This is a genomic window from Salinispora tropica CNB-440, assembly GCF_000016425.1.
GTDB classification, from domain to species: Bacteria; Actinomycetota; Actinomycetes; order Mycobacteriales; family Micromonosporaceae; genus Micromonospora; species Micromonospora tropica.
This window is the reverse complement of the sequence record NC_009380.1, coordinates 4,024,079-4,050,963: the sequence shown is the minus strand read 5'-3', so window position 1 is coordinate 4,050,963 and position 26,885 is coordinate 4,024,079. Positions and strand designations below refer to the sequence as shown.

29 protein-coding genes, 1 tRNA gene and 1 pseudogene are annotated in these 26,885 nt (G+C 69.8%); 23 read left to right on the top strand and 8 right to left on the bottom strand.

What is annotated here, in order from left to right; genetic code table 11:
- Positions 1–12 precede the first annotated feature (12 nt).
- Together STROP_RS17760 and STROP_RS17755 are read right to left on the bottom strand one after the other, a co-directional pair.
- Positions 13–483 carry a hypothetical protein gene (locus tag STROP_RS17760; protein WP_028565770.1) on the bottom strand — a complete coding sequence of 157 codons (471 nt, stop codon included), beginning with the start codon at positions 481–483 and terminating at the stop codon, positions 13–15.
- 113 nt (positions 484–596) lie between these two features.
- The gene (locus STROP_RS17755) at positions 597–1,067 is read right to left on the bottom strand and encodes an Lrp/AsnC family transcriptional regulator (protein ID WP_026275433.1); all 471 of its coding nucleotides are present in this window, start codon (positions 1,065–1,067) and stop codon (positions 597–599) included.
- Between the two features lie 170 nt (positions 1,068–1,237).
- Between STROP_RS17755 and STROP_RS17750 the strand changes: the two genes are divergently transcribed.
- From STROP_RS17750 to STROP_RS17685, 14 genes are read left to right on the top strand one after another with little or no spacing between them, the layout of a single operon-like run.
- Positions 1,238–2,134 (top strand): tryptophan 2,3-dioxygenase, encoded by an 897-nt coding sequence (locus STROP_RS17750; protein WP_012014737.1) that lies wholly within the window; start codon positions 1,238–1,240, stop codon positions 2,132–2,134.
- 20 nt (positions 2,135–2,154) lie between these two features.
- Entirely contained in the window at positions 2,155–3,444 is a 1,290-nt protein-coding gene (gene kynU, locus STROP_RS17745) for a kynureninase (protein WP_012014736.1), read from the top strand.
- Positions 3,444–4,781 carry an FAD-dependent oxidoreductase gene (locus STROP_RS17740; RefSeq protein WP_012014735.1) on the top strand — a complete coding sequence of 446 codons (1,338 nt, stop codon included), beginning with the start codon at positions 3,444–3,446 and terminating at the stop codon, positions 4,779–4,781. The genes kynU and STROP_RS17740 overlap by 1 nt, the downstream gene beginning before the upstream one ends.
- Positions 4,782–4,801: 20 nt before the next feature.
- On the top strand, positions 4,802–6,283 hold the full coding sequence (locus tag STROP_RS17735; protein WP_026275434.1) for a 2-hydroxymuconic semialdehyde dehydrogenase: 1,482 nt from the start codon (positions 4,802–4,804) through the stop codon (positions 6,281–6,283).
- Positions 6,280–7,077 (top strand): 2-keto-4-pentenoate hydratase, encoded by a 798-nt coding sequence (locus STROP_RS17730; protein WP_012014733.1) that lies wholly within the window; start codon positions 6,280–6,282, stop codon positions 7,075–7,077. The genes STROP_RS17735 and STROP_RS17730 overlap by 4 nt, the downstream gene beginning before the upstream one ends.
- Complete coding sequence (locus STROP_RS17725) at positions 7,074–8,000, top strand: acetaldehyde dehydrogenase (acetylating) (RefSeq protein ID WP_012014732.1); 927 nt, start codon at positions 7,074–7,076, stop codon at positions 7,998–8,000. The genes STROP_RS17730 and STROP_RS17725 overlap by 4 nt, the downstream gene beginning before the upstream one ends.
- Positions 7,997–9,052: a 4-hydroxy-2-oxovalerate aldolase gene (gene dmpG, locus STROP_RS17720; RefSeq protein WP_012014731.1), complete on the top strand. Its 1,056-nt coding sequence runs from the start codon at positions 7,997–7,999 to the stop codon at positions 9,050–9,052. Before STROP_RS17725 ends, dmpG begins: the two co-directional genes overlap by 4 nt.
- Positions 9,049–9,822, top strand: a complete 774-nt coding sequence (locus tag STROP_RS17715; protein WP_012014730.1) for a 2-keto-4-pentenoate hydratase — start codon at positions 9,049–9,051, stop codon at positions 9,820–9,822. The genes dmpG and STROP_RS17715 overlap by 4 nt, the downstream gene beginning before the upstream one ends.
- Positions 9,819–10,283 (top strand): RidA family protein, encoded by a 465-nt coding sequence (locus STROP_RS17710; RefSeq protein WP_012014729.1) that lies wholly within the window; start codon positions 9,819–9,821, stop codon positions 10,281–10,283. Before STROP_RS17715 ends, STROP_RS17710 begins: the two co-directional genes overlap by 4 nt.
- A complete protein-coding gene (locus STROP_RS17705) occupies positions 10,280–10,804 on the top strand; it encodes a 3-hydroxyanthranilate 3,4-dioxygenase (RefSeq protein ID WP_012014728.1) in 525 nt (174 codons plus the stop codon). The genes STROP_RS17710 and STROP_RS17705 overlap by 4 nt, the downstream gene beginning before the upstream one ends.
- Positions 10,804–11,889: an amidohydrolase family protein gene (locus tag STROP_RS17700; RefSeq protein WP_012014727.1), complete on the top strand. Its 1,086-nt coding sequence runs from the start codon at positions 10,804–10,806 to the stop codon at positions 11,887–11,889. The genes STROP_RS17705 and STROP_RS17700 overlap by 1 nt, the downstream gene beginning before the upstream one ends.
- A complete protein-coding gene (locus STROP_RS17695) occupies positions 11,886–13,352 on the top strand; it encodes an amidase (RefSeq protein WP_012014726.1) in 1,467 nt (488 codons plus the stop codon). The genes STROP_RS17700 and STROP_RS17695 overlap by 4 nt, the downstream gene beginning before the upstream one ends.
- 52 nt (positions 13,353–13,404) lie before the next feature.
- Positions 13,405–13,710 (top strand): aa3-type cytochrome oxidase subunit CtaJ, encoded by a 306-nt coding sequence (gene ctaJ, locus STROP_RS17690; protein ID WP_012014725.1) that lies wholly within the window; start codon positions 13,405–13,407, stop codon positions 13,708–13,710.
- Positions 13,697–14,110 carry a DUF5130 family protein gene (locus tag STROP_RS17685; RefSeq protein WP_018831529.1) on the top strand — a complete coding sequence of 138 codons (414 nt, stop codon included), beginning with the start codon at positions 13,697–13,699 and terminating at the stop codon, positions 14,108–14,110. The genes ctaJ and STROP_RS17685 overlap by 14 nt, the downstream gene beginning before the upstream one ends.
- A gap of 70 nt (positions 14,111–14,180) precedes the next feature.
- Here the strand turns inward: STROP_RS17685 and pepN are convergent, their stop codons facing one another.
- Positions 14,181–16,727 carry an aminopeptidase N gene (pepN, locus tag STROP_RS17680; protein WP_028568920.1) on the bottom strand — a complete coding sequence of 849 codons (2,547 nt, stop codon included), beginning with the start codon at positions 16,725–16,727 and terminating at the stop codon, positions 14,181–14,183.
- A 216-nt stretch (positions 16,728–16,943) separates the two neighbouring features.
- On the opposite strand from pepN, the gene STROP_RS17675 reads away from it, so the two are divergent.
- From STROP_RS17675 to STROP_RS17665, 3 genes are all read left to right on the top strand, one after another.
- A complete protein-coding gene (locus STROP_RS17675; protein WP_012014722.1) occupies positions 16,944–17,567 on the top strand; it encodes a mycothiol-dependent nitroreductase Rv2466c family protein in 624 nt (207 codons plus the stop codon).
- A 135-nt stretch (positions 17,568–17,702) separates the two neighbouring features.
- Positions 17,703–18,908 carry a DUF1015 family protein gene (locus STROP_RS17670; RefSeq protein WP_012014721.1) on the top strand — a complete coding sequence of 402 codons (1,206 nt, stop codon included), beginning with the start codon at positions 17,703–17,705 and terminating at the stop codon, positions 18,906–18,908.
- 113 nt (positions 18,909–19,021) lie between these two features.
- Positions 19,022–19,489, top strand: a complete 468-nt coding sequence (locus STROP_RS17665; RefSeq protein ID WP_012014720.1) for a ribose-5-phosphate isomerase — start codon at positions 19,022–19,024, stop codon at positions 19,487–19,489.
- 10 nt (positions 19,490–19,499) lie between these two features.
- On the opposite strand, the gene STROP_RS17660 is transcribed toward STROP_RS17665, so the two are convergent.
- A complete protein-coding gene (locus tag STROP_RS17660; RefSeq protein WP_012014719.1) occupies positions 19,500–19,817 on the bottom strand; it encodes a hypothetical protein in 318 nt (105 codons plus the stop codon).
- A gap of 22 nt (positions 19,818–19,839) precedes the next feature.
- A complete protein-coding gene (locus tag STROP_RS17655; protein WP_012014718.1) occupies positions 19,840–21,069 on the bottom strand; it encodes a GNAT family N-acetyltransferase in 1,230 nt (409 codons plus the stop codon).
- Positions 21,070–21,201: 132 nt separating this feature from the next.
- Here STROP_RS17655 and STROP_RS17650 point away from each other — a divergent pair, with 132 nt between their 5' ends.
- From STROP_RS17650 to STROP_RS17630, 5 genes are all read left to right on the top strand, one after another.
- Complete coding sequence (locus tag STROP_RS17650) at positions 21,202–21,792, top strand: hypothetical protein (protein WP_012014717.1); 591 nt, start codon at positions 21,202–21,204, stop codon at positions 21,790–21,792.
- A gap of 233 nt (positions 21,793–22,025) precedes the next feature.
- Positions 22,026–22,349 (top strand): DUF6059 family protein, encoded by a 324-nt coding sequence (locus tag STROP_RS25830; RefSeq protein ID WP_026275437.1) that lies wholly within the window; start codon positions 22,026–22,028, stop codon positions 22,347–22,349.
- Between the two features lie 200 nt (positions 22,350–22,549).
- Positions 22,550–22,900, top strand: a complete 351-nt coding sequence (locus STROP_RS17640; RefSeq protein ID WP_012014715.1) for an ArsR/SmtB family transcription factor — start codon at positions 22,550–22,552, stop codon at positions 22,898–22,900.
- Positions 22,900–23,181, top strand: a complete 282-nt coding sequence (locus STROP_RS17635) for a hypothetical protein (protein ID WP_012014714.1) — start codon at positions 22,900–22,902, stop codon at positions 23,179–23,181. Before STROP_RS17640 ends, STROP_RS17635 begins: the two co-directional genes overlap by 1 nt.
- A 10-nt stretch (positions 23,182–23,191) precedes the next feature.
- Positions 23,192–24,160 carry an NAD(P)-dependent alcohol dehydrogenase gene (locus tag STROP_RS17630; protein WP_012014713.1) on the top strand — a complete coding sequence of 323 codons (969 nt, stop codon included), beginning with the start codon at positions 23,192–23,194 and terminating at the stop codon, positions 24,158–24,160.
- Between the two features lie 313 nt (positions 24,161–24,473).
- On the opposite strand, the gene STROP_RS17625 is transcribed toward STROP_RS17630, so the two are convergent.
- Together STROP_RS17625 and STROP_RS24920 are read right to left on the bottom strand one after the other, a co-directional pair.
- A complete protein-coding gene (locus STROP_RS17625) occupies positions 24,474–25,298 on the bottom strand; it encodes a MerR family transcriptional regulator (RefSeq protein ID WP_012014712.1) in 825 nt (274 codons plus the stop codon).
- 276 nt (positions 25,299–25,574) lie between these two features.
- A tRNA-OTHER gene (locus STROP_RS24920) sits at positions 25,575–25,655 on the bottom strand.
- A gap of 131 nt (positions 25,656–25,786) precedes the next feature.
- Here STROP_RS24920 and STROP_RS17620 point away from each other — a divergent pair.
- Complete coding sequence (locus tag STROP_RS17620; RefSeq protein WP_012014711.1) at positions 25,787–26,323, top strand: alpha/beta hydrolase; 537 nt, start codon at positions 25,787–25,789, stop codon at positions 26,321–26,323.
- On the opposite strand, the pseudogene STROP_RS17615 reads toward STROP_RS17620, so the two are convergent.
- Positions 26,324–26,884 (bottom strand): annotated as a pseudogene (locus STROP_RS17615) (transposase); the annotation flags it as partial.
- Between the last annotated feature and the right edge of the window lies 1 nt (position 26,885).

Genomic DNA, 26,885 nt, shown 5'->3' with positions numbered 1-26,885 from the left:
TGGCGGGGCGGGTCAGGCACCGTTCCCGGTGCGGCGGTTACCGAAGAAGCCGAAGCCGACGGCCAGCGCCGCCGCGACCACGCCCCCGATCAGCAGGTAGGAGCCGGTACGGCCGACGGCGGTGCCGCCGCCTCCGGTCGCCGGTCCCTTGGTCGGCTGTGACATGTTGAGCACCGTCAGCGTCGTGTTGGCGGTCTTGTTGTTGTCGCAGCGCAGCTCGACCCGGTAGTCGCCAGGTCCCTTACTGCCCGGGATGGTGGCGTGGCCGGTGAGGAAGCCGTTGTTGGGCTGGAGGAAGACCTGGCCACCGAAGGCATCCGAGTGCACCGTCGCCCGACGGTTGTTGTCCTTGTCGCAGCTGGCCCGGATGTCGACGCGGGTGCCAGACTGCGCCGGATTCGGCGTGACCTCGATGAAGGTGTGCTCACCGGCGCTGGCGGGTGCGCCACCGAACAGGACGAACGCCGCCACCAAGGCCAGCATGGCGAGTACGCGATGACCCCGCATGATTCCCCCTCCCGGTGCCGATCACCGGACCCTCCCCGGGTACCGCGGCCTGCTTTCCCACTGGCTTCCGGGCAAACCCTCACGGGTGGTCAGCGGCGGCGGGACGGGGCTTCACTGCCATCGGAACCGGGTGGAGTGACCGGACGCCAGCCGAGTGGGGTGGAGAGCACCATCGTGCTGGAGGGCTGGCCGTACGGGGCGAGTCGATCAATGACCGCCTCGAACTCCTCGATCGAGCCGGCGGTGACGGTCAGCATGCTGCATGCGTCGCCGGTGATCCGATGGATCTGCATGATCTCCGGCCAGCCCGTGATCTCCGGGCTGTTGAGGACGCAGCGGGCTCCGTAGCAGGACATGCGGATCAGCGCGACCACCGTTCGCCCGGCTCGAGCCAGATCCACGTGTGCGTGATAGCCGGTGATGACGCCGGCATCCTCCAACCGACGTACCCGCTCGGCTACCGCTGGCGGGGAGAGGTGTACCCGGCGGGACAGTTCGCTGTACGACAGCCGAGCGTCGGCCTGTAGTTCGCTCAGCAGGGCCCAGTCCATCTCGTCCACACTACGGAACCTTACGTTCTCCAAGCGGAATTGGGGTATCACCTTGCGATTGGTAGGTGAACCGCCGTGATAGCCGTTGTCTCGGCATTCCACTGGCGCGACCGGTCACGGCATCATGACCGCTACCGCAGTACGGCCGGATGGCCGGCTCGAGCGGAGGGAGCGGACTGGTGGAACGAACAGAACTACGGGCGACCACCGCGGCGGAGGTGCGGCCGGCAACCCCGCGGCAACGCGCTACCCGAGCCGCCCGCAACGGCGGTGAGCCCACCCTGGAGTTCACTGGACGGATCCCGTACGACGCCTACGTCCAGGCCAGCACCCTGCACCGATTGCAGACGCCGCTGAGCAGCGACCCGGGCGAGATGTCCTTCCTCGTGACCAGTCAGATCATGGAGCTGTACTTCAATCTGATCTGTCACGAACTGCGCGAGATCCAGCGGCTGCTACGCGCGGACCAGATTCGGGATGCCCTGGCCCCGCTGCGTCGCGCCGCCCTGCACCTGGACGGGCTGAACGCGGCCTGGCGGAGCCTGCGCTGGATGACTCCCGCCGACTTCAACCGGTTCCGCAATCTCCTCGGCGAGGGCTCGGGCTTCCAGTCGGCGATGTATCGCCACCTGGAACTCCTGCTGGGTCTCCGCGACCCCGCCCTGATCCGTCCGTTCCGTCGGCAGGTCGAGGTGCACGCCGAACTGACCGCTGCCCTGAACGCTCCCAGCCTCTGGGACGACGTGCTCGCTCTGCTCGCCCGGCACGGCCATGATCTTCCTCAGGAGCTTCTCGGCCGCGACGTCGCCGAGGAGCACCAGCCGCATCCGGCGGTGGAGGCCGCCTGGGTGCGAATCTACACCGCCAGCCCGGATGACCAGCTTCGGCTGCTCGGCGAGGCGTTGACCGAGGTGGCCGAGGGGTTCGGCGACTGGCGCTGGTACCACGTCAAGGCGGTGCAGCGGACGATGGGCGCCAAGGTCGGTAGCGGTGGCTCGGCTGGACTGGCCTGGCTACAACGGAGCATGGCCCGGGTGGTCTTCCCGGAGCTGTGGTCGGCCCGGACCGCGATGTGAGCGGGGAGCGGAGCGAACGCATGCGCGAGGAAGAGCTGATCCAGGAGGAGAAGGCGGCAAACCGCCTGGACACCGCGGACCCCGGCCACCGGCACCTGTTCCACGTCCCGCCCGCCGACGGCGGGCGCTACCAGCAGGCGGCATACCTGGCCGGGAACTCGCTGGGCCTACAGCCCCGGGCGACCCGGGACGAGTTGTTCGCCGATCTGGAGGCTTGGCGCCGTCTCGGGGTGGAGGGACACCTGGCGGCCGATCGCCCGTGGCTGCCCTACCACGAGTTGCTGACCGCACCGACCGCCCGGCTGGTCGGAGCCCGGCCGGCAGAGGTGGTGGTGATGAACTCCCTCACTGTCAACCTGCACCTGCTGATGGTGAGCTTCTACCGGCCGACCGGCGTCCGTACCCGGATCGTCATCGAGGACAGCGCCTTTCCCTCGGACAGCTACGCCGTCCGTAGCCAGGCCCGGTTCCACGGCCTTGACCCGGACAGCACGGTGGTGCGCCTGGCTCCCCGTCCCGGTGAGGACACCCTGCGTACCGCCGACGTGCGTGACCTGCTCGCGGCGGAGGGTGACACGATCGCGTTGGTGCTCCTCGGCGGGGTCAACTACCTGACCGGCGAGCTGATGGAGATCCCGGAGATCACCGCAGCTGGTCGGGCGGCCGGCGCGGTGGTCGGCTGGGATCTGGCGCACGCCGCGGGAAACGTGCCCCTGGCCCTGCACGACTGGGATGTCGACTTCGCGGCGTGGTGCTCCTACAAGTACCTGAACTCCGGGCCGGGCGGGCTCTCCGGAGTGTTCGTCCACGAGCGCCACCTCGCCGATCCGACGCTGCCCCGGTTCGAGGGCTGGTGGAGTACCGAGGCGGCTACCCGGTTCGAGATGTCGCCGGTTGCCCGACCGCCGGCGACGGCGGAGGCCTGGCAGGTCTCCAACCCACCGATCCTCGCGATGGGGCCGGTGCGCACGTCGCTGGAGGTCTTCGACTCGGTCGGCATGACGGCGTTGCGGGAGCGCAGTGTCCGGCTGACCGGCTACCTGGAGTGGCTGCTGGACCAGGTCACTCCGGGCCGGCCCCTGGCAGTGGTCACTCCGCGCGACCCGGACCGCCGTGGCGCACAGCTTTCGGTGCGAATCGGCACTGGCAGCGCCGCCGAGTTGGCGAAGCGGCTGCGGTTGGAGCACGGGGTTGTCGCAGACGCTCGAGAGCCAGATGTTGTCCGGTTCGCACCGGTGCCGCTTTACTCGACATACCACGATTGCTGGCGGGTGGCCGACGCGTTGGCCGCGACGGTGGAGGTGCACTGATGAGCACAGAGCACACTGAGGTCGCCGTTGTCGGCGCCGGACTCTCCGGCTGCCTGCTCGCCGCCTTCCTGGCCCGGCGAGGCTATCCGGTGGCCCTCTACGAACGCCGTCCCGACCCACGGACCGGTCCGGTTGACCGGGGTCGCTCCATCAACCTGGCGCTCTCCGAACGAGGGTTGGACGCGCTGCGCCGGATCGGCCTGGACGCCCGGGTGATGGCCGACGCGTTGCCGATGCGGGGCCGAATGATTCACCCGGTGGACGGCGAGCCGCAGTTTCAGGCGTACAGCGCGGCCGGGGATCGGGCGATCAACTCGATCAGTCGGGGGGCGCTGAACAACGCCCTGCTGACCGAGGCTGCCGCGTTGCCGGGCGTGCGGGTCGCCTTCGACCACCGGCTGGTCGACCTCGACCCGGCTACCGGGGAGATGACCTTCGAAACCCCACAGGGGAAGGTCACCGCTGCCGCGTCGGTGGTCCTGGGCGCCGACGGGGCTGGTTCGGCGGTTCGTGGCCAGCTCCTCGGCCACGGCCTGCTGCGGGAGAGTCTGGACTTTCTCGACTACGGCTACAAGGAGCTGACCATTCCCCCGCTGGGCGGGACCTTCGCGCTGGACCCGGAGGCACTGCACATCTGGCCGCGGGGCACGTCGATGATGATCGCGTTGCCGAACCCGGACCGCTCCTTCACCTGTACGCTCTTCTGGCCCACCCACGGCACCGCGAGCTTCGCCTCACTGGGCAGTCCGGCGGCGATCGAGCAACACTTCGCGCAGCACTACCCGGACCTGCTCCCACTCGCGCCGAACCTGGTTGACGACTACCTCCACAATCCGGTCGGAGTGCTCGGCACCGTCCGCTGTGCCCCCTGGCAGGTGAATGGGAGAGTCGGGCTGCTCGGTGACGCGGCGCACGCCATCGTCCCGTTCTACGGGCAGGGCGCCAACTGTGCCTTCGAGGACGTGGTGGAGCTGGACCGCTGCCTCGACGAGTGCGCCGACGACTGGTCCGCCGCGCTACCGCTGTTCCACCACCGCCGGCAGGCCAATGCCGAGGCGATCGCCCGGATGGCGCTGGCCAACTTCGTCGAGATGCGCGACCGGGTCGCCTCGCCGTTGTTTCAGCTCGGCCGACGGGTGGAGCAGACGCTGGAGCGGGCGCTGCCCGGTCGGTACGTGTCCCGGTACGAGCTGGTCTCCTTCTCGACCACCCCGTACGCGCAGGTGCGCCGCCGGGTCCGTCGCCAGCACCAACTGCTGGGTGCGGTGGCCGGGGGCGCGGCGGCTCTCCTGGCTGGCGTGGTCGGGGCTGCGTTTCGTCGAGGGAGGCGCGGATGACCCGGTGGGATGCGCGCCAGATGCAGGGCCAGGCGCCGGGCGGGACGGCCCTGCTGCCCAACTTCATCGCTGGCGAGTTCGTCGACTCGGGTCGCCGTTTCACCAAGCACAGCCCGGTTACCGGGGAGCCGCTCTTCGAGGTCGTCGAGGCGGATCAGGCCGGAGTGGACGACGCGGTGGCCGCCGCGCGTGCGGCGCTGCGTGGCCCGTGGGGTCGGCTCGGCGAACGAGAGCGCGCCGAGGTGCTGCTCCGGATCGCCGACGAACTGGAGCGCCGCTTTGATGACCTGGTCACCGCTGAGGTGGCGGACACCGGCAAGACGATTTCGCAGGCCCGGACCCTGGACATCCCGCGCGGCGCGGCCAACTTCCGTGCCTTCGCCGAGATCGCGGCGACCACACCGACCGAGTCGTTCAGCACCCGTACCCCATCCGGTGGCCGTGCGCTGAACTACGCGCTCCGCAAGCCAGTCGGCGTGGTCGCGGTGATCGTCCCGTGGAACCTGCCGTTGCTCCTGCTCACCTGGAAGGTCGCGCCCGCGTTGGCGTGTGGCAACGCGGTGGTGGTCAAGCCCAGTGAGGAGACACCCGCCTCGGCGACCCTGCTCGCCGAGGTGATGGCCGCCGCCGGCGTGCCCGAGGGCGTCTTCAACGTCGTGCACGGCTTCGGGCCCGGCTCGGCGGGGGAGTTTCTTACCTCGCACCCCGACGTCAACGCGATCACCTTCACCGGCGAGTCAACCACCGGCGGAGCCATCATGCGGGCCGCTTCCGACGGGGTGAAGGCGGTCTCCTTCGAGCTGGGTGGCAAGAACGCCGGGCTGGTCTTCGCCGACGCCGACCTGTCGGCGGCGGTGGCCGGCTCGGTGCGGTCCAGCTTCACCAACGGTGGCCAGGTCTGCCTCTGCACCGAACGCATCTACGTGCAGCGTCCGGTCTTCGCGGAGTTCACCGCCCGGCTGGCCGAGCGGGCCGCCGAACTGCCGTACGGGTGGCCCGTCGACGAGGCCACGGCAAACATGCCGCTGATCTCGCCCGTTCACCGGGAGAAGGTGCTCGGCCACTACGAACTGGCCCGAGCCGAGGGGGCGCAGGTCCTCGCCGGCGGCGGTACGCCGCGCTTCGGTGACGCCCGCGACGGCGGCGCGTACATCCAGCCGACGGTGCTCGCCGGGCTCGGCCCGGACGCGCGAACCAACCGGGAGGAGATCTTCGGCCCGGTCGTGCACGTGGCGCCCTTCGACGACGAGGAGGAGGCGTACGCGCTGGCCAACGGCACCGAGTACGGCCTGGCGGCGGCGGTGTGGACCCGAGACGTGGGCCGGGCCCACCGGGCCGGTGCCCGGTTGGACGCGGGAATCGTCTGGGTCAACACCTGGTACCTGCGTGACCTGCGTACCCCGTTCGGTGGGGTGAAGTCCTCCGGCGTCGGCCGCGAGGGCGGCGTTCATTCGCTGGGTTTCTATTCCGAGCTCACCAACGTCTGTGTGGACCTGACATGACCGTCGATTACGAGAACGCCGCCCGGGAGCTCACCGAGGCTCGGGAGAGCGGCAAACCCTGTCCTCCGCTGCGTGGGCGGCTTGTCCCCGACGGGGACATTGACTCGGCGTACCTCGTGCAACAGGCGCAGGTGCGCCAGTGGCTGCGGCGTGGGCACCGGCGAGTCGGCGCCAAGATTGGTCTGACCTCTGCTGCCGTGCAGGAGAGCCTCGGCGTCTACCAGCCGGACTTCGGGGTGCTGACCGAGGATACGGCGGTGCCCGACGGCGGGGAGGTGCCGCCTGGTCGGCTGCTCCAGCCCCGGGTGGAGGCCGAGATCGCGTTCGTGCTCGGCGCGGACCTGCCGGACGAGCGGATCACCACCGCCGACCTGATCCGGGCGGTCGATCACCTGCTACCGGCGATCGAGATTGTCGACTCCCGGATCGCCGGCTGGGACATCACCATCGTGGACACCATCGCGGACAACGCGTCCAGTGGGCTGTTCGTGCTGGGTACCACGCCCCGCCGGCTCGCCGATGTGGATCTGCGCCTCGCCGGCATGGTTCTGGAGCAGGGCGGAGATCCGGTCTCGGTCGGTGCCGCCGCCGCCTGCCTCGGTAACCCGCTGCACGCGCTGGCCTGGCTGGCGCGGACCCTGGCCCGCTCCGGTGATCCGCTCCGGGCGGGTGACGTGGTGCTCTCCGGGGCGCTCGGCCCGTTGGTGCCGGTGACGCCCGGCGCCGCGTACGAGGCGCGGATCTCCGGCCTCGGATCGGTACGTACCTGCTTCGCGAAGGAGGTCGAACAGTGAGCGTCGGGGTGGCAGTACTCGGTTCCGGGAATATCGGGACCGACTTGATGATCAAAGTTCTGCGGCTCAGCGACAGCCTGCGGATGGTCGCCATGGCGGGTATCGACCCGGACTCCGATGGGCTGGCCCGGGCCCGGCGACTCGGCGTCACCACCACCGCCGAGGGGGTGGCGGGGCTCGTGGCGCTGCCCGAGTTCGCCGACGTGGCGCTGGTCTTCGACGCCACCTCGGCCGGGGCCCACCGACATCACGACGCCGTGCTGCGTGCCCACGGTCGGACCGTGGTCGACCTGACCCCCGCGGCGGTCGGGCCGTACGTGGTACCGCCGGTCAATCTCGATGAGCACCTGCGGGAGACCAACGTCAACATGGTCACTTGCGGCGGGCAGGCGACCGTGCCGATCGTCGCCGCCGTCGGCCGGGTCACCCCGGTCACGTACGGGGAGATCGTCGCCTCGATCGCCGCGAAGTCGGCCGGGCCGGGCACCCGGGCCAACATCGACGAGTTCACCGAGACCACCGCCCGGGCGATCGAGGTTGTCGGCGGCGCCGAGCTGGGCAAGGCCATCATCGTGCTCAACCCAGCGGATCCGCCGCTGCTGATGCGGGACACCGTGTACTGCCTCTGTCCGGACACCGACGCGGACCGAAGCGCGATCGCCGCGGCCATCGCCGACATGGTCCGTGCCGTACAGGAGTATGTCCCCGGTTACTGCCTGAAACAGGATGTGCAGTTCGACCGGGTGGACAGCTACCTGCCGGCGCTCGGTCGACGCCTCACCGGGCTGCAGGTCTCGACCTTCCTGGAGGTCTCGGGCGCCGGGCACTACCTGCCCACGTACGCGGGAAACCTGGACATCATGACGTCGGCCGCGCTGCGCACCGCGGAGCGGCTGATCGCCCGGCGGGCGGTGACGGCATGACCCCGCTCTACCTCCAGGATGTGACGCTGCGGGACGGGATGCACGCCATCGCCCACCGCTACACCGTTGACCAGGTGCGGACGATCGCCGCCGCCCTCGACGCCGCCGGAATCGCCGCCATCGAGGTGGCGCACGGTGACGGGCTGGCCGGGTCGAGTGTCAACTACGGGCACGGCGCGGCGAGCGACGCCGAGTGGATCGCGGCGGCGGCCGAGGTACTGACCACGGCGCGGCTGACCACGCTGCTGGTCCCCGGAATCGGCACCATCGCCGACCTGAAGGCCGCGCGGGCCCTCGGCGTGACCAGCGTTCGGATCGCCACCCACTGCACCGAGGCCGACATCTCCGCACAACACATCGGCTGGGCTCGGGAGAACGGGATGGACGTCTCCGGGTTCCTGATGATGGCCCACATGAACGATCCGGTTGACCTGGCAGCGCAGGCCAAGCTCATGGAGTCGTACGGGGCGCACTGCGTCTACGTCACCGACTCCGGCGGCCGGCTCCTGATGTCCGACGTGGCCGAGCGGATCGACGCCTACCGTCAGGTACTCGAACCGGAGACGCAGATCGGCATCCACGCCCACCACAACCTCTCGCTCGGTGTGGCCAACAGCGTGGTCGCGGTGGAGCACGGCCGGATCCTCGGGGACGGGCCGCTGGGCACACCGGTTGGCCGAACCGTCCGGGTCGACGCCTCCCTCGCCGGGCAGGGTGCGGGCGCGGGTAACGCACCGCTGGAGGTCTTCGTCGCGGTCGCCGAGTTGCACGGCTGGGAGCACGGCTGCGACGTCTTCGCGCTGATGGACGCGGCCGAGGACGTGGTCCGGCCGTTGCAGGACCGACCGGTGCGGGTGGACCGGGAGACGCTCTCGCTGGGCTACGCCGGGGTCTACTCCAGCTTCCTGCGGCACGCTGAGCGGGCCGCCGAACGCTACGGCGTGGACGTCCGCTCGATTCTGGTCGAGCTGGGCCGGCGCCAGATGGTCGGTGGCCAGGAGGACATGATCGTGGATGTGGCGCTGGACCTGGCTGGCAAGGAGGAGACGTGATCGGACCAGACATCGCCGGCATCGCCGGCCAACTGGTCGCGGCGGCCGACCGGGGCACGGCGATCGGCCAGCTCGCCGCCGAGACCGGGCTCGACGTCGACGCCGCGTACGCGGTGCAGGCCGAGTTGGTGCGGCGCCGGCTGGACCGGGGCGAGCAACTGGTGGGTCTCAAGATGGGGCTGACCAGTAAGGCGAAGATGGCCCAGGTCGGCGTGGACGAGGTGATCTGGGGCCGGCTCACTGACCGGATGCGGGTCGCCGACGGCGGGACCATCTCCATCGGAGACTTCATCCATCCCCGGGTGGAGCCGGAGGTGGCCTTCCTGCTGGACCGGCAGCCCGAGCCGGGCGAGCCGGTCGCGGAGTTCGCCACCGCGGTCCGCGCCGTGGCGCCGGCCATCGAGCTGATCGACTCCCGGTACGCAAACTTCACCTTCTCCCTGCCGGACGTCATCGCCGACAACACGTCGGCGGGGGCCTTCGTGGTGGGGCCGTGGTGCCCGGTTCCGGACGGCCTGGACAACCTGGGCGTGCTGCTGGAGATCGATGGACAGGTCACCCAGGTGGGGTCGACCGCGGCGATCCTCGGCGACCCACGCCGCGCATTCGACGAGGGAGTCCGGCTTGCCGGCCAGCGCGGGGTTCGGCTCCGTGCGGGCTGGGTCTTTCTGGCCGGCGCCGCAACTGCCGCCGTCGCGCTACGACCCGGCGCGCACGTCCGCGCGGTCGTGGAGAAGCTCGGCGCCGCGTCGTTGAGGGCGGCGGCATGACCGGCGGTGGACCATCGGTGCAGGAGCCCGTCGGGCGGGCAGACGCCCGGGTCGTGCCCGGGAAAGCCGTGCCGCGTGGGGCCTTCCCGCACGTCAAGGTGGCCGGTGGCTTCATCTTCGTCTCCGGCACCTCCTCTCGTCGCCCGGACAACACCTTCGCGGGTGTCACCGTCGACGAGTTCGGTACCACCGACCTCGATATCCGGGCACAGACCCGGGCGGTGATCGCGAACATCCGGGATCTGCTCCACCCGGTCGGTGCGGGGCTGGCCGACCTGGTGCAGGTGACCAGCTACCTGGTCAACATGAACGACTTCGGTGGCTACAACACGGTGTGGGCGGAGTTCTTCGACGCGAGCGGGCCGACCCGGACCACCGTGGCGGTCCACCAGCTGCCGCACCCGCACCTGTTGATCGAAATGCAAGCCGTCGCCCGGTGCCCCGAAGGAGGTCCGTTGTGAACGAGGTCGCCGAGCCGTTCAGCTTCCCCGGTTGGATCGCGGACAACCAGCACCTGCTGAAGCCACCGGTGGGCAACAAGGAACTGCTTCCCGGCAGTTCCGACTTCATCGTCATGGTCGTCGGCGGGCCGAACCAGCGCACCGACTATCACGTTGAACCGTACGAGGAGTTCTTCTATCAGATCAAAGGGGACATGCATGTCAACCTGATGCTCCCGGACGGGCCACAGACGGTGCACATCCGCGAGGGGCAGATGTGGATGCTGCCGCGCGGAGTTCCGCACTCGCCCCAGCGGCCGGTGGCCGGCTCGATCGGGATGGTCATCGAGCGGGTTCGCCAGGAGGGCACTCTGGAACGGTTCCAGTGGTACTGCCCCGAGTGCACCAACAAGGTGCACGAGGTGGAGTTGCAGGTCCGTGACATCGCCGCCGATCTGCCCCCGGTCTTCGCCACGTTCTACGCCGACGAGGCGGCGCGGACCTGTGACCAGTGCGGCACGCTGCACCCGGGCAAGGGCTGATGGGTACACCGGTCATTGATGTGCACTCGCACGCCGTACCACGGGGTTGGCCGGACCTCGCTGCGGCCTGCGGTGGTTCTGGCTGGCCCTGGCTGCGGGTCGACTCCGAGCGCGCTGCGATGATCATGGTCGGCGAGATGGAGTTCCGCCCGGTCGGCGCGGAGTGCTGGGACCCGGCGATCCGACTGGCCGACATGGCCGCCGACGGTGTCGACGTGCAGGTGGTCTCGCCGACGCCAGTCTTCTTCTGTTATGACCGCCCCGCCGCCCAGGCGGTCAAGGTGGCTCGGATCTTCAACGACCGCATGGTGGAGATCACGGCCAACGGGGGCGGCCGGCTGGTTCCGTTCTGCCAGGTGCCGTTGCAGGACCCGGAGGTCGCCTGCGCCGAGTTGGACCGCTGTCTCGCCGCCGGGCACGCCGGGGTGGAGATCGGCAACCACGTCGGCGACCTCGACCTGGACGACAGCGGCATCGTCGAGTTCCTCACCCACTGCGCCGAGGTCGGCGCGCCGGTCTTCGTCCACCCGTGGGACATGCCCGGCGGGCCACGGCTGGATCGGTGGATGGCGCGGTGGCTTACCGGGATGCCGGCCGAGACCCACCTGTCGGTGTTGGCGATGATCCTCGGCGGGGTCTTCGACCGGGTGCCGGAGACGTTACGGATCTGCTTCGCCCACGGCGGTGGCAGCTTCCCGTTCTGGCTGGGCCGCGCGGACAACGCCTGGCACCGCCGCGGGGACCTGGTCCGTGGTGCCTCGGCCCGGCCCCCCGGCTCGTACGTGGACCGGTTCTTCGTCGACTCGGTGGTGTTCGAACCGGCGGCGTTGCGGCTGTTGGTCGACGCGATGGGCGCTGACCAGGTGCTGCTCGGCAGTGACTATCCGTACCCACTGGGGGAGCGGCCGGTCGGTACGGTTGTGCACCGGTCCGACTTCCTCACCCCCGACCAACGCGCCGGCCTACTCGGCGGCAACGCGCTGCGCTTCCTCTCCCCCCGGGGGCAGGGCGAGGCCACCGTCACTGACTCGTACGGCCTGTCGGGGCGGCGGCCCGATCGGGCAGCGGGCAGGATAACGGCATGACCGAGCCGCACGAGGAGACCGCACTGGAGCAGGCCGCCGCTGTCGCCAGCGGCGAGCGGACCAGCCGGGAACTGGTCGAACACCACCTGACCCGGGTGGCGGCGCTCGGTGACACCGTCGGCGCGTTCGTCACCGTGACCCCGGAGGCGGCCCTCGCCGCCGCCGACGCGGCCGACGCCGTTCCGGTCGCGGCGCGGGGGCCGTTGCACGGCGTGCCCACAGCGATCAAGGACCTGACCCTCACCGCTGGCGTGCGCACAACCTTTGGTTCTGCTGCCTTTGCCGACTTCGTACCGCCGGTCGACGCGGACGTGGTCCGATTCATCCGGGCCGCCGGGCTGGTCAGCCTCGGCAAGACGACCACCTCCGAGCTGGGCTGTTCGCTCTACTCCGAGGGGCGGGTCGCCCCGCCGGCCCGTAACCCGTGGGATCTCGCCTACACCGCCGGTGGCTCCAGCGGTGGCGCGGCAGCCGCGGTGGCGGCCGGTCTCCTTCCGGTGGCCCAGGGCTCCGACGGCGGCGGCTCGCTGCGTATCCCGGCATCGATGTGCGGGTTGGTCGGCTACAAGCCCAGCCGCGGGGTGGTCTCCGGCGGCCCGGTCGGTTTCGGTGCGTACGGCCTGCCGACCAGCGGCCCGATCGGGCGGACCGTGGCCGACGTGGCTGCGTTGCTCGATGTGCTGGCTCAGCCGGTTCCCGGTGAGCCCTACCTGGCGCCGCCACCGCCGGCCGGTGGGTGGCTCGCGGCGGCCCGGACCGCCGCGCCGGGCCGGCTGCGGATCGGCCGCTTCACCGCCCCGATGCTCGCCGACGAGTCGGTGCACCCGGACTGCGTCGCCGCCGTGGACCAGGCTGCCGCCCTGCTCACCGCTGCTGGTCATGAGGTGGTCGAGGTGCCACCGCCGTTGACGCCGACGGCTTGGCCGCTGTTCGAGATCGTCTGGTACGTGCTTGCGCTCGCCCCGGTGCCGCCCGAGCGAGAGAGCCAGCTGCTGCCGTTGACCCGGTTGCTGCGGAACCGCGGGGCGGCGATCTCCGCTGCCAGCCTCACCGCCACGCTCGGCGAGCTGCAGGCGCAGGTCCGTCTCGGGGTACGCCGGACCGCCGGCTGTGATCTGCTGCTCTGTCCCACCCTCGCCATGCCGCAGGCACCGGTGGGCTGGTTTACCGATGTTCCTGACCCCGCAGACGACTTCGACCGACAACGGCGGTTCTCGCCTTATTGTGCGATTTTTAACGTTACGGGTGACCCTTCGGTGTCGCTCCCGGTGGGGGCCACCGCCGACGGGCTGCCGGTCGGGGTCCTCCTCAGCGGTCGGCAGGGCGACGACGCACGCCTGCTCGCCACCGCTGCCCAGCTGGAGCAGCTCAGTGGGGGGTGGGATCGCCACCCCGCAATCTGGCGAGCGGTTGGCTCCGCTAACGTGAATACCACAAGCGGAGTCGGGGAATCGTCCGCATGACCGTCCACCCGACCCGGATTCCTGGTCTCTCTTTCGCCTGGGGGCGTTGGGATTGTCTGTAACCGATACGTTGCTGGTCTTCGTCGGAATCCCGACGGTAGCGGCGCTGGTAATCGCTGGTGTGGCATGGGCCGCCAGCAGCCGCGGCGTCGGTGGCGGTGGCAAGCGCTACCGGCCGGGCCGGCCCTTCGACTTCACACCGGTCTGGTTTCTGAGTAGTCCGGAGGAACTGGCCGACTCGGCGGGCACCACACTGGCCGCCGGCGCCCAGGCGCCCGCGCTGTCGGGTCGTAAGCAGGAGCAGGCCGGCCAGGAGGCGCCGGCCGGTGGAACCGGAGGCGCAAGTGACCGTTGGTGAGATGCAGCCGTCGTCCGAGACGGCCGCCCCGCCGGAGCTGGACGGCCCGTTCTCGACCCGCCAGCTGCTCCGCGTTGACGAGGCCATGCGCCTGGCCGACCAGAGCACCGGGCTGACCTTCTCGATTTTCGTCGGTGGCCTCGACGAGCCGGTCCGGGAGGAAGCCGAGCGGCTGCACCGCCAGCTCGCCGACCCCGACCGGTCGGTCCTGATCGCGATCTCGCCGAATCAGCGGCAGCTGGAGATCGTCACCGGCCGGCACGCCCGCAAGCGCATCCCGGACACGTACGTGCGGCTCGCCGCGCTGTCGATGGTGGCTGCCTTCGGCGGCGGCGACCTGACCGGTGGCATCGTTACCGGCCTGGACCAGCTGGCCAGCCACGCCGGCAAGGGCTGCTGACACCCGGTAGTGCACTCGGCCCGGGGCCGGTGTGGGCGAACGCCTCGCACCGGCCCCGGGCCTTTGTCGTTCAGCCGCTTCGGGCGTCCCGCGCCCGGGCCTTGAGGGCCCGGACGACGCCGTCGCGGCCCTCGGCGACCAGCCGCCGCAGCGGTGCCGGTTGGCCCTCGCCGGCCAGCCATCCGTCGGTCGCCGCCACGGTCTCCTCCTCAACCAGGTACGCCGGGTATGCCAGCAGGACGAACTCCTGGGCCGGCTCGCTGTCCCGGCTGGCCCAGACCTGGGCGATGGTGGCGAAGTACCGCTCCCGGTAAGGGCGGACCAGCTCGACCTGCGTCGGGTGGGCGAAGCCCTGCAACAGCGCTCGGTGCCGCCAGTTCGGCAGCGGCTCCGGACCGGTCAACCGGGCCCAGACGGCTGCCTTGTTCTCCGGCGTCGGCACGAGCGCGTGCGCGAGCGCGGCTTCCCGCTCGCCGCTGGCGGTACGGTCGGTGGCCAGCTCCGCCTCGATCTCGTCGGGGCCGGCTGCGCCGTTGGTCACCAGCGCGGTCAGCACCGTCCATCGCAGCTCGGTCTCCATGCGCAGGCCGGGCGGCACCCCGTTCCCCTCCAGCCAGCCACGCAACGTTGCCAGGTCCTCAGACGACCGACCGGCGGAGGCGTACGCCCGAGCCCAGGCGAGCTGGAAGCCGCTGCCCGGCTCGGCGGCGGCGAGGGCGGTCTTCGCGGTCCGGGCCAGGTCGGCCCAGCCGTTCGGCGCCCACATCGGGTCGGCGTAGAAGGTGAGCGCGGTGGTGGCCTGCCGCAGGGTGGCGGTGACCAGGTTGATGTCGGTCTCGGCGGGGAGGCCAGCGAGTACCAGCGCCACGTAGTCCCGGGCGGCCAGCTCGGCGTCGCGGATCATGTCCCACGCGGCAGTCCAGCACAACGCCCGCGACAACGACGACTCGAAGCCGCTGATGTACTGCACCACGGTGGCCATCGACCGCTCGTCGAGCCGGAGCTTGGCGTAGGTCAGGTCCTCGTCGTTGAGCAGCAGGACATCCGCGGCGCGAACCCCGGCCAGCGCGGTCAGCTCCGTCGTCTCGCCGACGACGTCGACCTCCAACCGCTCCCGGCGGACCAGCCGGCCGTCGGTACGGTCGTAGAGGCCGACCCCGATGCGGTGGGTACGTAGGGTCGGGTGGTCGGCCGGTGCCTCCTGACGAACCACGACCCGCTGGTAGCTGCCGTCGGCGTCGATCGTCACCTCCGGGCGCAGCGTGTTCACCTGGGCGGTCTCCAGCCACTGGGCGGCGAACTTGCGCAACTCCCGCCCGGAGGCCGCCTCCAGCTCGGAGAGCAGGTCGTCGAAGGTGGCGTTACCCCAGGCGTGCTTGCGGAAGTACGACCGGAGCCCGGCCAGGAACGGCTCCTCGCCCACGTACGCGACGAGCTGCTTGAGTACGCTCGCGCCCTTGGCGTACGTGATCCCGTCGAAGTTGACCTCGACCGCCTCCAGGTCCGGCATCTCGCAGTAGACCGGGTGGGTGGAGGAGAGCTGGTCCTGTCGGTAGCCCCAGTTCTTCCGGACGGAGAGGAAGGTGGTCCACGCCTGGTCGAAGCGGGTCGCGTGGGTGTTGCACCAGTGGCTGGCCCACTCGGCGAACGACTCGTTCAGCCAGAGGTCGTTCCACCAGCGCATGGTGACCAGGTCACCGAACCACATGTGCGCCAGCTCGTGCAGGATCGTGTTGGCGCGCTGCTCGTACTCGAAGTCGGTCACCTGGGACCGGAAGATGTACGCCGACTCGGCGTGCGTGACGCAGCCGAAGTTCTCCATCGCGCCTGCGTTGAAGTCCGGCACCCAGAGCTGGTCGTACTTGGGCAGCGGGTACCGAATGTCGAACTGGGCGTGGAAGAAGTCGAATCCCTGCTTCGTGATCAGGAAGAGGTCGTCGGCGTCCAGGTACTGCGCCATCGATGCGCGGACGAAGACGCCCAGGTCGATGCCGTCGTGGCTGTCCCGTGCCTCGTGGTAGGGCCCGGCGCAGAGCGCGGTGATGTAGGTGCTCATCCGCACTGACTCCACGAAGTGGACCTTCTTCAAGCCCTCGCCGGCCGCCTCCTCCCGCTCCACCGGCATGTTGGATACGACCTTCCAGTGCTCCGGCACGGTGGCGTGCCAGGTGTAGACACTCTTCAGGTCGGGTTGGTCGAAGGCCGCGTAGACCCGTTGTGCGTCCGCCGTCTCGAACTGGCTGTAGAGGTAGGTCTCACCGTCAACGGGATCCACCGTGCGGTGTAGCCCCTGACCACTGTTGGAGTACGCGAAGTCCGCATCCACCACGAGCGTGTTCTCGGCGGCCAGGTCGGGCAGGGCGAGCCCCTTCTCCGCCGACCAGCCGCCCAGCTCCAGAGGGGTACCATTCAGGGTGGCCGATCGGACCGAATGCGCGGCGACCTCGATGAAGGTGCTCGCACCCGGCTCATCACACCGGAACCGGACCTCGGTCCGGGACCGGAACGTGTGGCCCTCGGCCTGCACGGCGCTCGACAGGTCCAGGTTGATGTCGTACCCGGTCACGTCGAGTAGACGGCTCCGCTCGGTAGCCTCCGCCTGCGTCAGGTTGCGCACTCCCGGCACTGTTCGTCTCCATCTCTCGTCTCGCCGCACGCCGACCGCGGCGTCGTCGGGCAGCCGCTCGTAGCGGCCGCGCGAGTCGAGTCTTGCACGCACCCGGGCCAGCGGGTGGGCCAGGTCACGGTCTCATTCGGTGTTGTACCTGGGAACGTGGGCAAGGATCGGTGCAGGTGTCGAGAATCGGCGTAGTTGTTGTGAAGGGACTTCCCTGTGAGTGAGCGAGTCACCGTCGACATGTGGTTCGACCCGATCTGCCCATGGGCGTGGATCACCTCTCGTTGGCTGTTGGAGGTCGAGCGGGTCCGGGCCTTGGACATCCGCTTCCACGTGATGAGCCTGTCGGTGCTCAACACAGGCCGGGACCTGCCCGCGGACTACCAGGCGCTGATGCGGACCGGGTGGGGCCCCGTTCGGGTCTGTGTCGCCGCCGAGCAGCGGTACGGCACCGGGGCGCTGCGGGACCTGTACACCGCGCTCGGTACCCGCATCCATCTACAGTCCGAGCAGCTCACCCGGGAACTGTTCACCGCCGCCCTGACCGACGCCGGACTGGACCCGGAGTTGGCCCAGGCCGCCGACAGCACCGAGTACGACGGAGCGCTGCGCGCCAGCCACGAGGCGGGAATGCGGCCGGTCGGCACCGACGTCGGTACCCCCGTCATCCACGCCCCGGGTCCGGACGGAAACCCGGTCGCTTTTTTCGGCCCGGTCGTCACCCCAGCTCCCCGGGGCGAGGCCGCCGGCCGGCTCTGGGATGGCGTTCTGCTGGTCGCCGGCACGCCGGGGTTCTTCGAACTCAAGCGCTCCCGGGAGCTCGCCCCCATCTTCGACTGACACCGTGCGGCGGGCCCCGGGCATCGTCGGGCAGATGGCAGGGCCCGCGGCGCCGCCGGTGTCGGCCGGGTGCTCCGGTGTGCAGCGATGGGCCCCCGGCGCCGGAGGTGAGCGTTACCGGTAGCGTCAGCGGACATGACGGTCGCCCATCCAATCACCCGGGCCTGGATCACCACTGGCGGCACCGGCGCGCAGAACTACGACGAGTTCGCCGACGACGCGGAGATCACCTCGATCATCGAGGTGAATCCGCACAGTGCCCTCGGCATCGAGATGCCGCACCGGGCCCCGGAGAGCCGGGGGAAGTCCTTTCTCGAAGCACTGCCGGAGGCGGCCGCCCGCCTCGCCGAGGCGAAGGCGGCGGGTAGCTACACCCCAGCCGAGCAGGTGGTGGTGCTCTACCGGATCAGTGCGCCGGAGGAAGAGCCCGCGTACGGGCTGTTCGTCATGGTGGATACCGACCAGATCTCCACCAGCGCCGCCGAGCCGGGTCTGGTGATCCGGAACGAGGACGTCTTCATCGCCAAGGTTCGCGAGCGGGTGGCCTTGGCCGAGTCTCTGGGACATCTGTTGTCGCCGGTGCTCCTACTCCAGACCGGTCGGGGCGACGAGCTGCACGCCGCCCTCGCGGCAGCGGCCGACCGGGCCGGGGCGCCGGCCGCGACGGACACCGACCAGGCCGGGCGGACGCATGCCATCTGGCTGGTCGGTCCGGGGGAGCAGCAGGATGAGCTGACCGCTCTGGCCGGCGGTGGCGAGTTGGTCGTCGCCGACGGCAACCACCGCAGCCTCGCGGCCCAGACCGGAGGGCTACCGCGCTTCCTGGCCGTGGTCACCACGCCGGCCTCGGTCGCCATCGCCCCGTACAACCGGTTGGTCGACGAGCTCACCACCAGCCCGGCTGAGCTGATCGACCGGCTTCGTGCCGCCGGCGCCCAGGTCGAGCCGATCGACGGCCCGGTCGAGGTCCCGGCGGCCGGCGGCACCGTCCACCTCCGGCTCCCCGATGCGGCGTACGCCGTGCGCCTGCCCCGGGTGGGCGCGGGGCGCCTGGAGAACCTGGACCATGCCCTGGTCGAGCGGTTGTTGCTGCGGGACGCGCTGGGGCTGGACCCGGGCGACAAGCGGATCACCTACGTCGGCGGCGACTACCCGGCGAGCTGGCTCCGTGGGGAGGTCGACGCCGGCCGCGCCGAGCTGGCCGTCCTCGTCGCCCCGGTGACCGTGGACGACTTCGTCGCGGTGAACCTGGCGCGGGAGAAGATGCCACGCAAGAGCACCTGGTTCACCCCGAAGGCCCGCGGCGGACTGGTCGTCGCCGAGTTGTCGTCCGGGCAGTGAGCAGGGTAGGTGCCGTCACCCGGGCTGTCTGACCGTTGCCCGGACTGTGCCGAAGCCGTCTTCGGCCGACCCGCGAGCGTCGGCCGGAGACGGGTCCTGTCAGACTGCCCGGTATGCGTGTCTACCTGGGATCCGACCACGCCGGTTTCGAGCTGAAGGCGCACCTGGCCAACCACCTGGCCAAGGAGGGGTACGACGTGATTGACGTCGGCCCGCACGCCTATGACCCGGACGACGACTACCCGGCGTTCTGCCTACACACCGGCGACCGGGTCGTTGCCGACCAGGGTAGCCTCGGGGTGGTTATCGGGGGCTCCGGCAACGGTGAGCAGATCGCGGCGAACAAGATCGACGGTGTTCGGGCCGCGCTCGCCTGGAGCATTGACACCGCGCACCTGGCCCGGGAGCACAACAACGCCAACGTCGTCGCGGTCGGCGGCCGGCAGCACACCCTCGATGAGGCCACCGCCATCGTCGAGGCGTTCCTGACCACCCCGTTTTCCGAAAAACAACGTCACGTGCGCCGCATCGACCAGGTGGCCGACTACGAGCGCACCCGGGAGCTCCCGGACCTGCCCTGAACGGGGCCGATCACCGGCGGGGGAGGTCTTCGCGCGGAACCCAGTTACGGCGGACCAGGACCACCCGGGCCTCCGCCTCCGCCAGGTCCTCCTCCGTCGGGCGGGTCGCGTCACGGGCCCGCATCGCCGCGGTCACGCTCACCTGCGACGAGCCAGAGCCCACCAGGCCTCGCAGCCCGCGTTCGCTCTCCTCGGCGTCGCCCCGGCGGACCCGGGGTGGCCTGCCACCGCTGTGCCCCCCGGCCGCCGTCTGGGCCGGGTCCGGGCTTTCGGCGGCGCGGTCAGCGGGTTGCCGGTACCGACGCCGTCGTCGCTCCACGTCACCCATCAACCGACCGTACCCCGCGGCGTCAGAAGACTTCCATGGCGGCGGGAGCCCGCTGCCAACCGAAGGCGGGTCCGGCGCTGGCCAGGGCGCCGGGCCGCAGCTCCCGAACCCGGCCGGCAGCGGCTAGTTCGCCCAGTCCGGTCCCGCCCAGGTACAGCTCACCGAGGGCCCGGATGTCGCAGGCCAGGTCGGCCATCTCGGTGCTGGGGACGCAGCTGGCCCCGTCCAGCCCGCCGGTGAGCCGCCAGCGGCCGGTGTTCTCCGTCAGCAGGTCGTCGGTGACCTCCAGCACCACGTCAACCGAGGTCGCGTACCGTCGGGCGGAGAGGGCCGCCGGCAGATCCACCACCCGCAGCCAGAGGGCGTCGTTCAGGCGCGCGTCGAGCCGGCGCGGTTCGTTGACCAGCCGCAGTAGCGGCTCGTCCAGCGCGATGCCGCGCAGCGTGAGCCGGCGGGTCAGGTCGAGGGTGAGCAGCAGTCGCCACATCGCCAGGTAAGCGGCCGGGTCGCCGCTCACCACCTCGTCAACCAGGGTGACGGCCTTGGGCCCGACCGTGTCCCAGGCGTTGCGGGTGCGGAAGAGCGCGTACCCGTTGACGCCGTCGGGGCCCTCGTGCAGCAGGGCCCGCCGTTCGGTGGCCCCCTCACGGCGGGCGGCCGGGTCGGCGAGGACATAGTTCCACCACACCTCGCTGCGGCTGGACCAGCCGGGCCGGTCGGGCCGAACCCCGTCGTACACCCGGGCCAGCTCGGCCCGGCAGCGCGCCGGTTTGGTCAGGCGGAGGCGGCCCGCGCCGGCGGTCGGCTCGGGTAGGCGAAGCTCGGTGGTTTCACACTCCACCACCAACTGGTGGCAGGCCAGGCCGTAGCCGAAGCGTGGGTAGATCCGCCCTTCGCTGGCCCACAGCAGCGCGACCGGTTCGGTGCCGGCGTCGCGTACGCCGCCGAGCTGCCGCCGCATCAGCTCGCTGAGCAGGCCACGGCGGCGGTGCGTGGGCGCCACCGCGACCATGCTGACATGCGCTGCGGGCAGGCGTGCCCCCGGTACGGTCAGTTCGCGGGTGAAGGCGGTGGCGGTCGCCACCACTTCGCTGTCGTCGCGGACGACCAGGGTGCGCTCGGGCTCCAGGAGGCTCTGCTGGACGGCCCGTGACTCGGCGTCCAAGCTGCTGTGGAAGAGGCTGCCGAGCAGCTCGCCCAGCTCCTCAAGCTCCTCGGTACGAGCGACGCCGAAGTTCGGTGCGAAGGTCATGTCTTCGTGTCTAGCGCACTAAGTCAGGTCGGCTGGCCCGGTGGTCCGTAGCGGCGGCATATTTGTGTGCTGGCTACCCTCGATAGTCAGACGGGGCCCGCCGGTCCCCGTCTGGTCCAGGGGAGGGACGACATGGCCGACCAGACGCAACCGTGGGCCGAGCGGACCGTCGAGGTGCCGCCGCAGCCGGAGGTCGGGGCGCCGCCGCAGTGGGCAGGCGTGGTGCCGCCGCAGCCGGAGGCCGGGGTGCCGCCGCAGCGGGATGCCTACCAGCGGGGGGTGGCCTCAGTAGGACAGACCGGTGCCCGTCGGACCACGCCGTTTCCGGTGGTCGAGGAGGAGACCGGGACGGGCTGGCCGGAGGCGCGGGCTTCGCGTCGGCCGATGAGCTGGCACCTCGCGCAGCTCCGCCCAGGCTGGGAGTGGAGCGCCGGCGGAGCCCTCTTCGCGTTCGTCTGTTGGGGGATCTGGTCGATTTCGGGCGGCGGTAACCTCGCCACGCCACTGTTGATCTTCCTGTTGAGTCTGTTGGTCGCGGCCGGGCTGTTCGCCCTTGCCCGGCTTGTCGGCCGGGTGGTACTCGAGCAGCGCCTGGGCCGGGTACGGCGTGGCGCCCGCGGTGCGCACCTGGTGACGGCCGTCTTTCTTGTCAGTCTCGGCTTCGCGTGGCTCAAGCAGACCGAGTGGGTGGTGTCGGCTTGGAGCTGGATCACCAACAGCTGACGGGGGTCTTCCTTCCGCTGACTTGAGTCGGCGTTGAGCGGGGCTCGGGAGAATCGGTCGTCCTAGCGTGGAGCCGGACCCGAGGAGCCCCTTTGACGTACGCATCAGTGGCCGGGCTGGTTGCCGTGGTGGTCCTTGCACCGCTTCCCGGATGGGTATTTCAGTTCTCTTTAGCCCGGTTTAGCCGGGTGGAGTGCCGGCTCCGCCGCAGACGGTGAGTGTGTGCCGTGCTGATGGGGTGGCTCCGGCGAATCGCGTCCGAGGTGGCGCTCGGCCTGAGCCTGTTCGGGGCGTCGGTCGTCGGAATGGACTCCCGGGAGATTCTGCGGGGTAGCCGGGCGCGGTGGGGCGACGAGGTGCCCTCGACTGACAGTACGGGGTGGGTGGGTGGTTCCATCCCGGCCGGCGGAATCCCCTCGTCCGTTGGACGGTCATCGACTGGCGTTCCCAGGCCGGTACGGGTCGTCGACCAGCCGCCGCCGGGTCACCCGGAGCGGCTGGTCCCAGATCAGCCCCTCACCGACGAGGAGCGGCGGATCTGGCTCCAGTTGTGGTGATCGTTTGTGCCCATACACCGGGGGGTGGCGGTCAGCTATCCCACGGTGGCCTCGATCGTCGGTCGGCGTCGCTGTCCTGATCAGCCGAGCAGTCGTTGTCCGGTGTAGCTCCGGGCCCAACCGCGGTGCGCATTGCCGACCGGGGTGGTGACTGCTATGGTTTCCACATGTAAGAAAAACCTTACACATGAAGGAATCTTGTGGCACTAGGCGGACCGACCGGAGACGACCTGGTCGAGATGCTGGCGGCTCTGGCCAACCCGATTCGACTACGCATCGTCGCGGCCCTGGCCAACCGTCGTGACTACGTGAGCCAGCTGGCCCGCGAGATTGGGGTGAGTCGTCCACTCCTACACATGCATCTACGGCGGCTGGAAGCAGCAGGCCTGATCATCGGCCGGCTCGAGCTCTCCGAGGATGGCAAAGCCATGAAGTACTACGAAGTCACCGACTTCAATCTGCACCTGACCGCATCGGCGGTGGCCGAGGCGGCCCAGACCCTCACCCGGCTGGACCCAGGAAAGGGTCCCGCACCCAAGGAGCCAACGTAATGGACCCGCTTGGAGGGGACATGTCCTGGCCGACGACAGTCTTTCTGCTGGTCGTGGTCATCGTGGCGGCCTTCCTGGTCGCCATCGTCATCGTCGGGCTGTTCGAGGGCCGCAAGGAGAAGCAGGCGGCCGCCCGAGCAGACGACCTGCGTCAGCTCGTGCACCGGTTCGAGAAGCTCGCGGAGAACACTCTCGACGCCCAGCAGCGAAGCGCCGTCGACCTCGCCGAACTACGAACCCGTACGGCATCGATCGAACAGATACTACGCAGCGTGGAATGAGAGGAACACGATGAAAGGAATTCGCTACTACGCGTACGGCTCGTCCGACGTCCTCACCCTTCAGGATCTCGAGATGCCCGCCGTCGGTGACGACGACGTGCTGGTCCGGGTACGGGCGGCCTCGGTCAACCCCCTGGACTGGCACATGATGCGCGGCAGCCCGTACATCACGCGGGCGCAGGGTGGGCTGACCCGTCCCAAGACGAACACGCTCGGCTTCGACCTGGCCGGGCAGGTCGAAGCGGTGGGCAGCAACGTCACCACGTTCCACGTGGGAGACGAGGTGTTCGCCCTGAGGCAGGGGGCGTTCGCCGAATACGTCACCATGCCCCACGACTCCGGGGTGCAGAAGAAGCCGACCGGCCTGACCCTGGAACAGGCCGCTTCTGTGCCGGTGGCCGCCCTCACCGCCTACCAGGCACTACGCCACCACGGGCGGCTGCAACCCGGTCACCGGCTCCTGGTCAACGGTGCGGCGGGTGGCGTGGGCACCTTCGCCGTGCAGATCGGCAAGGCGCTGGGAGCCGAGGTGACCGGGGTCTGTAGCAGCAGGAACGTCGGGCTGGTCCGCGACCTGGGTGCCGACCACATCATCGACTACAACAAAGAGAAGTTCATCCACAGCGGACAGCGCTACGACGTCGTCCTCGACAATGTCGGGAACCACCCGCTCCTCGCGTGTAGACGCGTCCTCACCCCGCGGGGAACACTCCTCCTGAACAGCGGTACGGGCAACGGGCTGCTCGGCCCCCTGGCCCGCGTGCTCCGTGGGCTCACCCTGTCGATGTTCGTACGGCAACGCCTGGTGTTCTTCGTGGCGAGCCCGAAACAGGACGACCTGGCAGCGCTATGCGATCTTTTCGAATCTGGAAAGGTCACCCCGGTCATCGACCGGACCTACCCCCTGAGCGAGGTACCCGAGGCGATCAGCTACCTCGAGAAGGGCCATGCCCGGGGCAAGGTCGTCATCACCGTCTGACCGACCGGTTCACCTATCGGTCGACCTGACCGACCGGTTGAGGCGTGTTCCCGAATTCGCGGTGACCGGTGACCGGTGACCGGTGACGGTCACGGCGTGGTGGGGATCGATAGCGGAAGAGGTCTCCGGTAGACGGTTCAGCGACCAAGCTCGAACGTCATACCGGAGACCTCGTGGCCACTCCTAGCGGTGACGAGGCGGCATGACCTCACCGATTCCGCCAGCTGGCAGCGCGACGTCACCTGGGCGGATCGGACGAGGCTCCTCGCGAGGACTACCGCCGGTCGCCGTCGACGCTCGCCGAGGGCGGCGATCAGTGCGACGCCTTGTCGATGGGGAACTGCACCTCGGTGAGCAGCTCGGCAGGACTGACCGTTTGAGGGTCGTTGAGGTAGACCTCGCGCGGCGGGCCCGCCGGATGCACACCCTCCTGCTCGATCCAGCCGGTGACGACGTGGTAGGCGGGGCTGATCTCCTGGTAAGGCCCTCGATGGACGGTGGAGGCGATCGGGCCGCCGCGGAGCTCGCGGTAGCGGACCGGGCCGCTGGGCAGGACGGTGCCGGCCGGAACCGGGATACAGATCTCGATGTCGCCAGTGGTCTGCTCGTCGATGACGTCGTGGTAGACGACGAACGGCTTGCCGTTGGCCTCGGTGCCGGCGTTGCCGATGGCGTCGACAACCGTGCCGAAGCCGCGGCCCATGTCGGCGCCGATCGCATCGAGGCTGGTGTGCAGGGTGAGGCTGGCGACCGGAACGGTCTCGACTTCCTTCACGATGACGTCGTAGGGCATGACATGTCCTCCTCGATCGATGAGTTCTTCGAGGAACCGCAGCATCCGCTCCTGCTCGGCGAGCCGGGCCCGTAACCGCTCCCGGTGTGCGACGAGGCGCTTGCCGGTCAGTTCCGGGTCGTCGTCGGCGAGCAGGTCGCGGATATCCCCGACCGGCATGTCGATCGCGCGCAGTACCCGGATCGCCTCGGCCCGCCCGGCCTGGGCTCGCCGGTAGTAGCGGTAGCCCGAGGACGGGTCGACCCAAGCCGGTGCGAGCAGGCCCTGCTTGTCGTAGAAGCGCAGGGCCTTCACCGACAGCCGGCTCATCCGGGAGAAACGCCCGATCGGGATCAGGTCGTCCATGCTCGGTTCCTCCGTTTCCGCACCGATGATCGAGTCTCCCCTGGCGGGAGAGTCAAGCCTGGGACGGCGGTTCGGCGAGTCGTGGGCCGGGAGTCAGGTCCGGCCATGCGGACCGGCCCGGTGTTCGAGGCGCCCCAGCCTCGCTGCCCGCCCACCCAGATCCTTGCCACACCGGTCGGCATCGTGACCGGCGCAGGAGTCGTACACAAGGTTAGAGAGCTGGAACGGGAACGGCTCAGGTTCGGCGATCATGTCGCTCACCTGAACCGGAGCTCGTGGAGCGGGCGACGGGAGTCGAACCCGCACCGTCAGTCTGGGGGAGCGTGCTCATCGGGTCGTGATGCCCGAAACGCCCGCGCTCGGCGGCCAGCGGTGTTGCGGCTCGTGCCCGCTGCGCGCCACCGCTACTGGCCTCCGGATGGCCCGACGATGCCGGCCCTGTCGTACGCGGCCTGAACGCTGGACCTGTCGTGAGTAGGGTCGCCCGCATGGCTGACGCTGTCGTGATTCCCGGCGGGAGATTCGGAGCGGGCGCTCCCCTGCTGATGTATGCCGGCGATGTGGCAGAGCTGCGGGGCGCAACGGTCCACCGATACTCGTGGTCGCAAAAGTTCCCGAAGCCTGATCAGCCGGGAATCGAGAGCTGGGTGGGCGGTGAGATCGCTCCACTTCTTGACAGCATCAGCGGTCGCCCCCTGCTGATCGGCAAGTCGCTCGGCACGAACGCGGCAGCGCTTGCCGCCGAAAGAACCTTGCCCGCCGTGTGGCTCACGCCCCTGCTCACTCTGCCATGGGTGGTTGATGCGTTGGGCGGCGCAACCGCGCCGTTCCTCCTCGTGGGTGGCACTGCTGACAAGGTCTGGGACGGTGGCATTGCCCGCCGGCTGTCACCCCATGTGCTGGAGGTGGACGGTGCGGACCACGGCATGTACGTACCCGGCCCACTTACCGAGTCGATCGCGGTGCTCAGTCACGTCGTAGTCGCCGTGGAGGGGTTCCTCGACGCTATTGGCTGGCCGAGCTAGTCACCTGGTCCCGCATCGCTGCCGGTACCCAGAAGCGGATCTCCTCGTCGGGCAGTCGTAGACCGTCCAGTCTCCCCGGACGGGGACAGGGCGTAGCGCCCTCCAGGACGAAAGATCTTGGCTCCGCACGCCACCGTATGCGCTGCTGCGGGCCATCCTCAGCATCGGGGCGCAGCCGAGGGATACGAGGGCATCGTGGAGGTCGAGGTGACGTTCCCAGCGGATGGCTAAACGTCGGAACTGGTGCAGTAGTGCGATGCTCTGTTCCACGACGTGGCGCAGTTTGCCCAGGCCCTTGACGTGTTTGCGTCCGGGGCGCGGGATGATCGGCTCGGTCCGTCGTTTGCGGCAGGCGTCCCGGATGCCGGCGCTGTCGTATCCCTTGTCCGCGAGCAGGACGGGGCGTCGTCGGCGGGGTGCGCCGCGGTGTCCCGCGACCGGTGGTACCGCGTCGAGCAGGTCCACGGCCTTGCTGATGTCGCGCACGTTGCCGCCGGTGGTGATCACCGCGAGGGGTGTGTCGTCCCCGTCGGTGATCACATGATGCTTGCTGTCGGGTGTG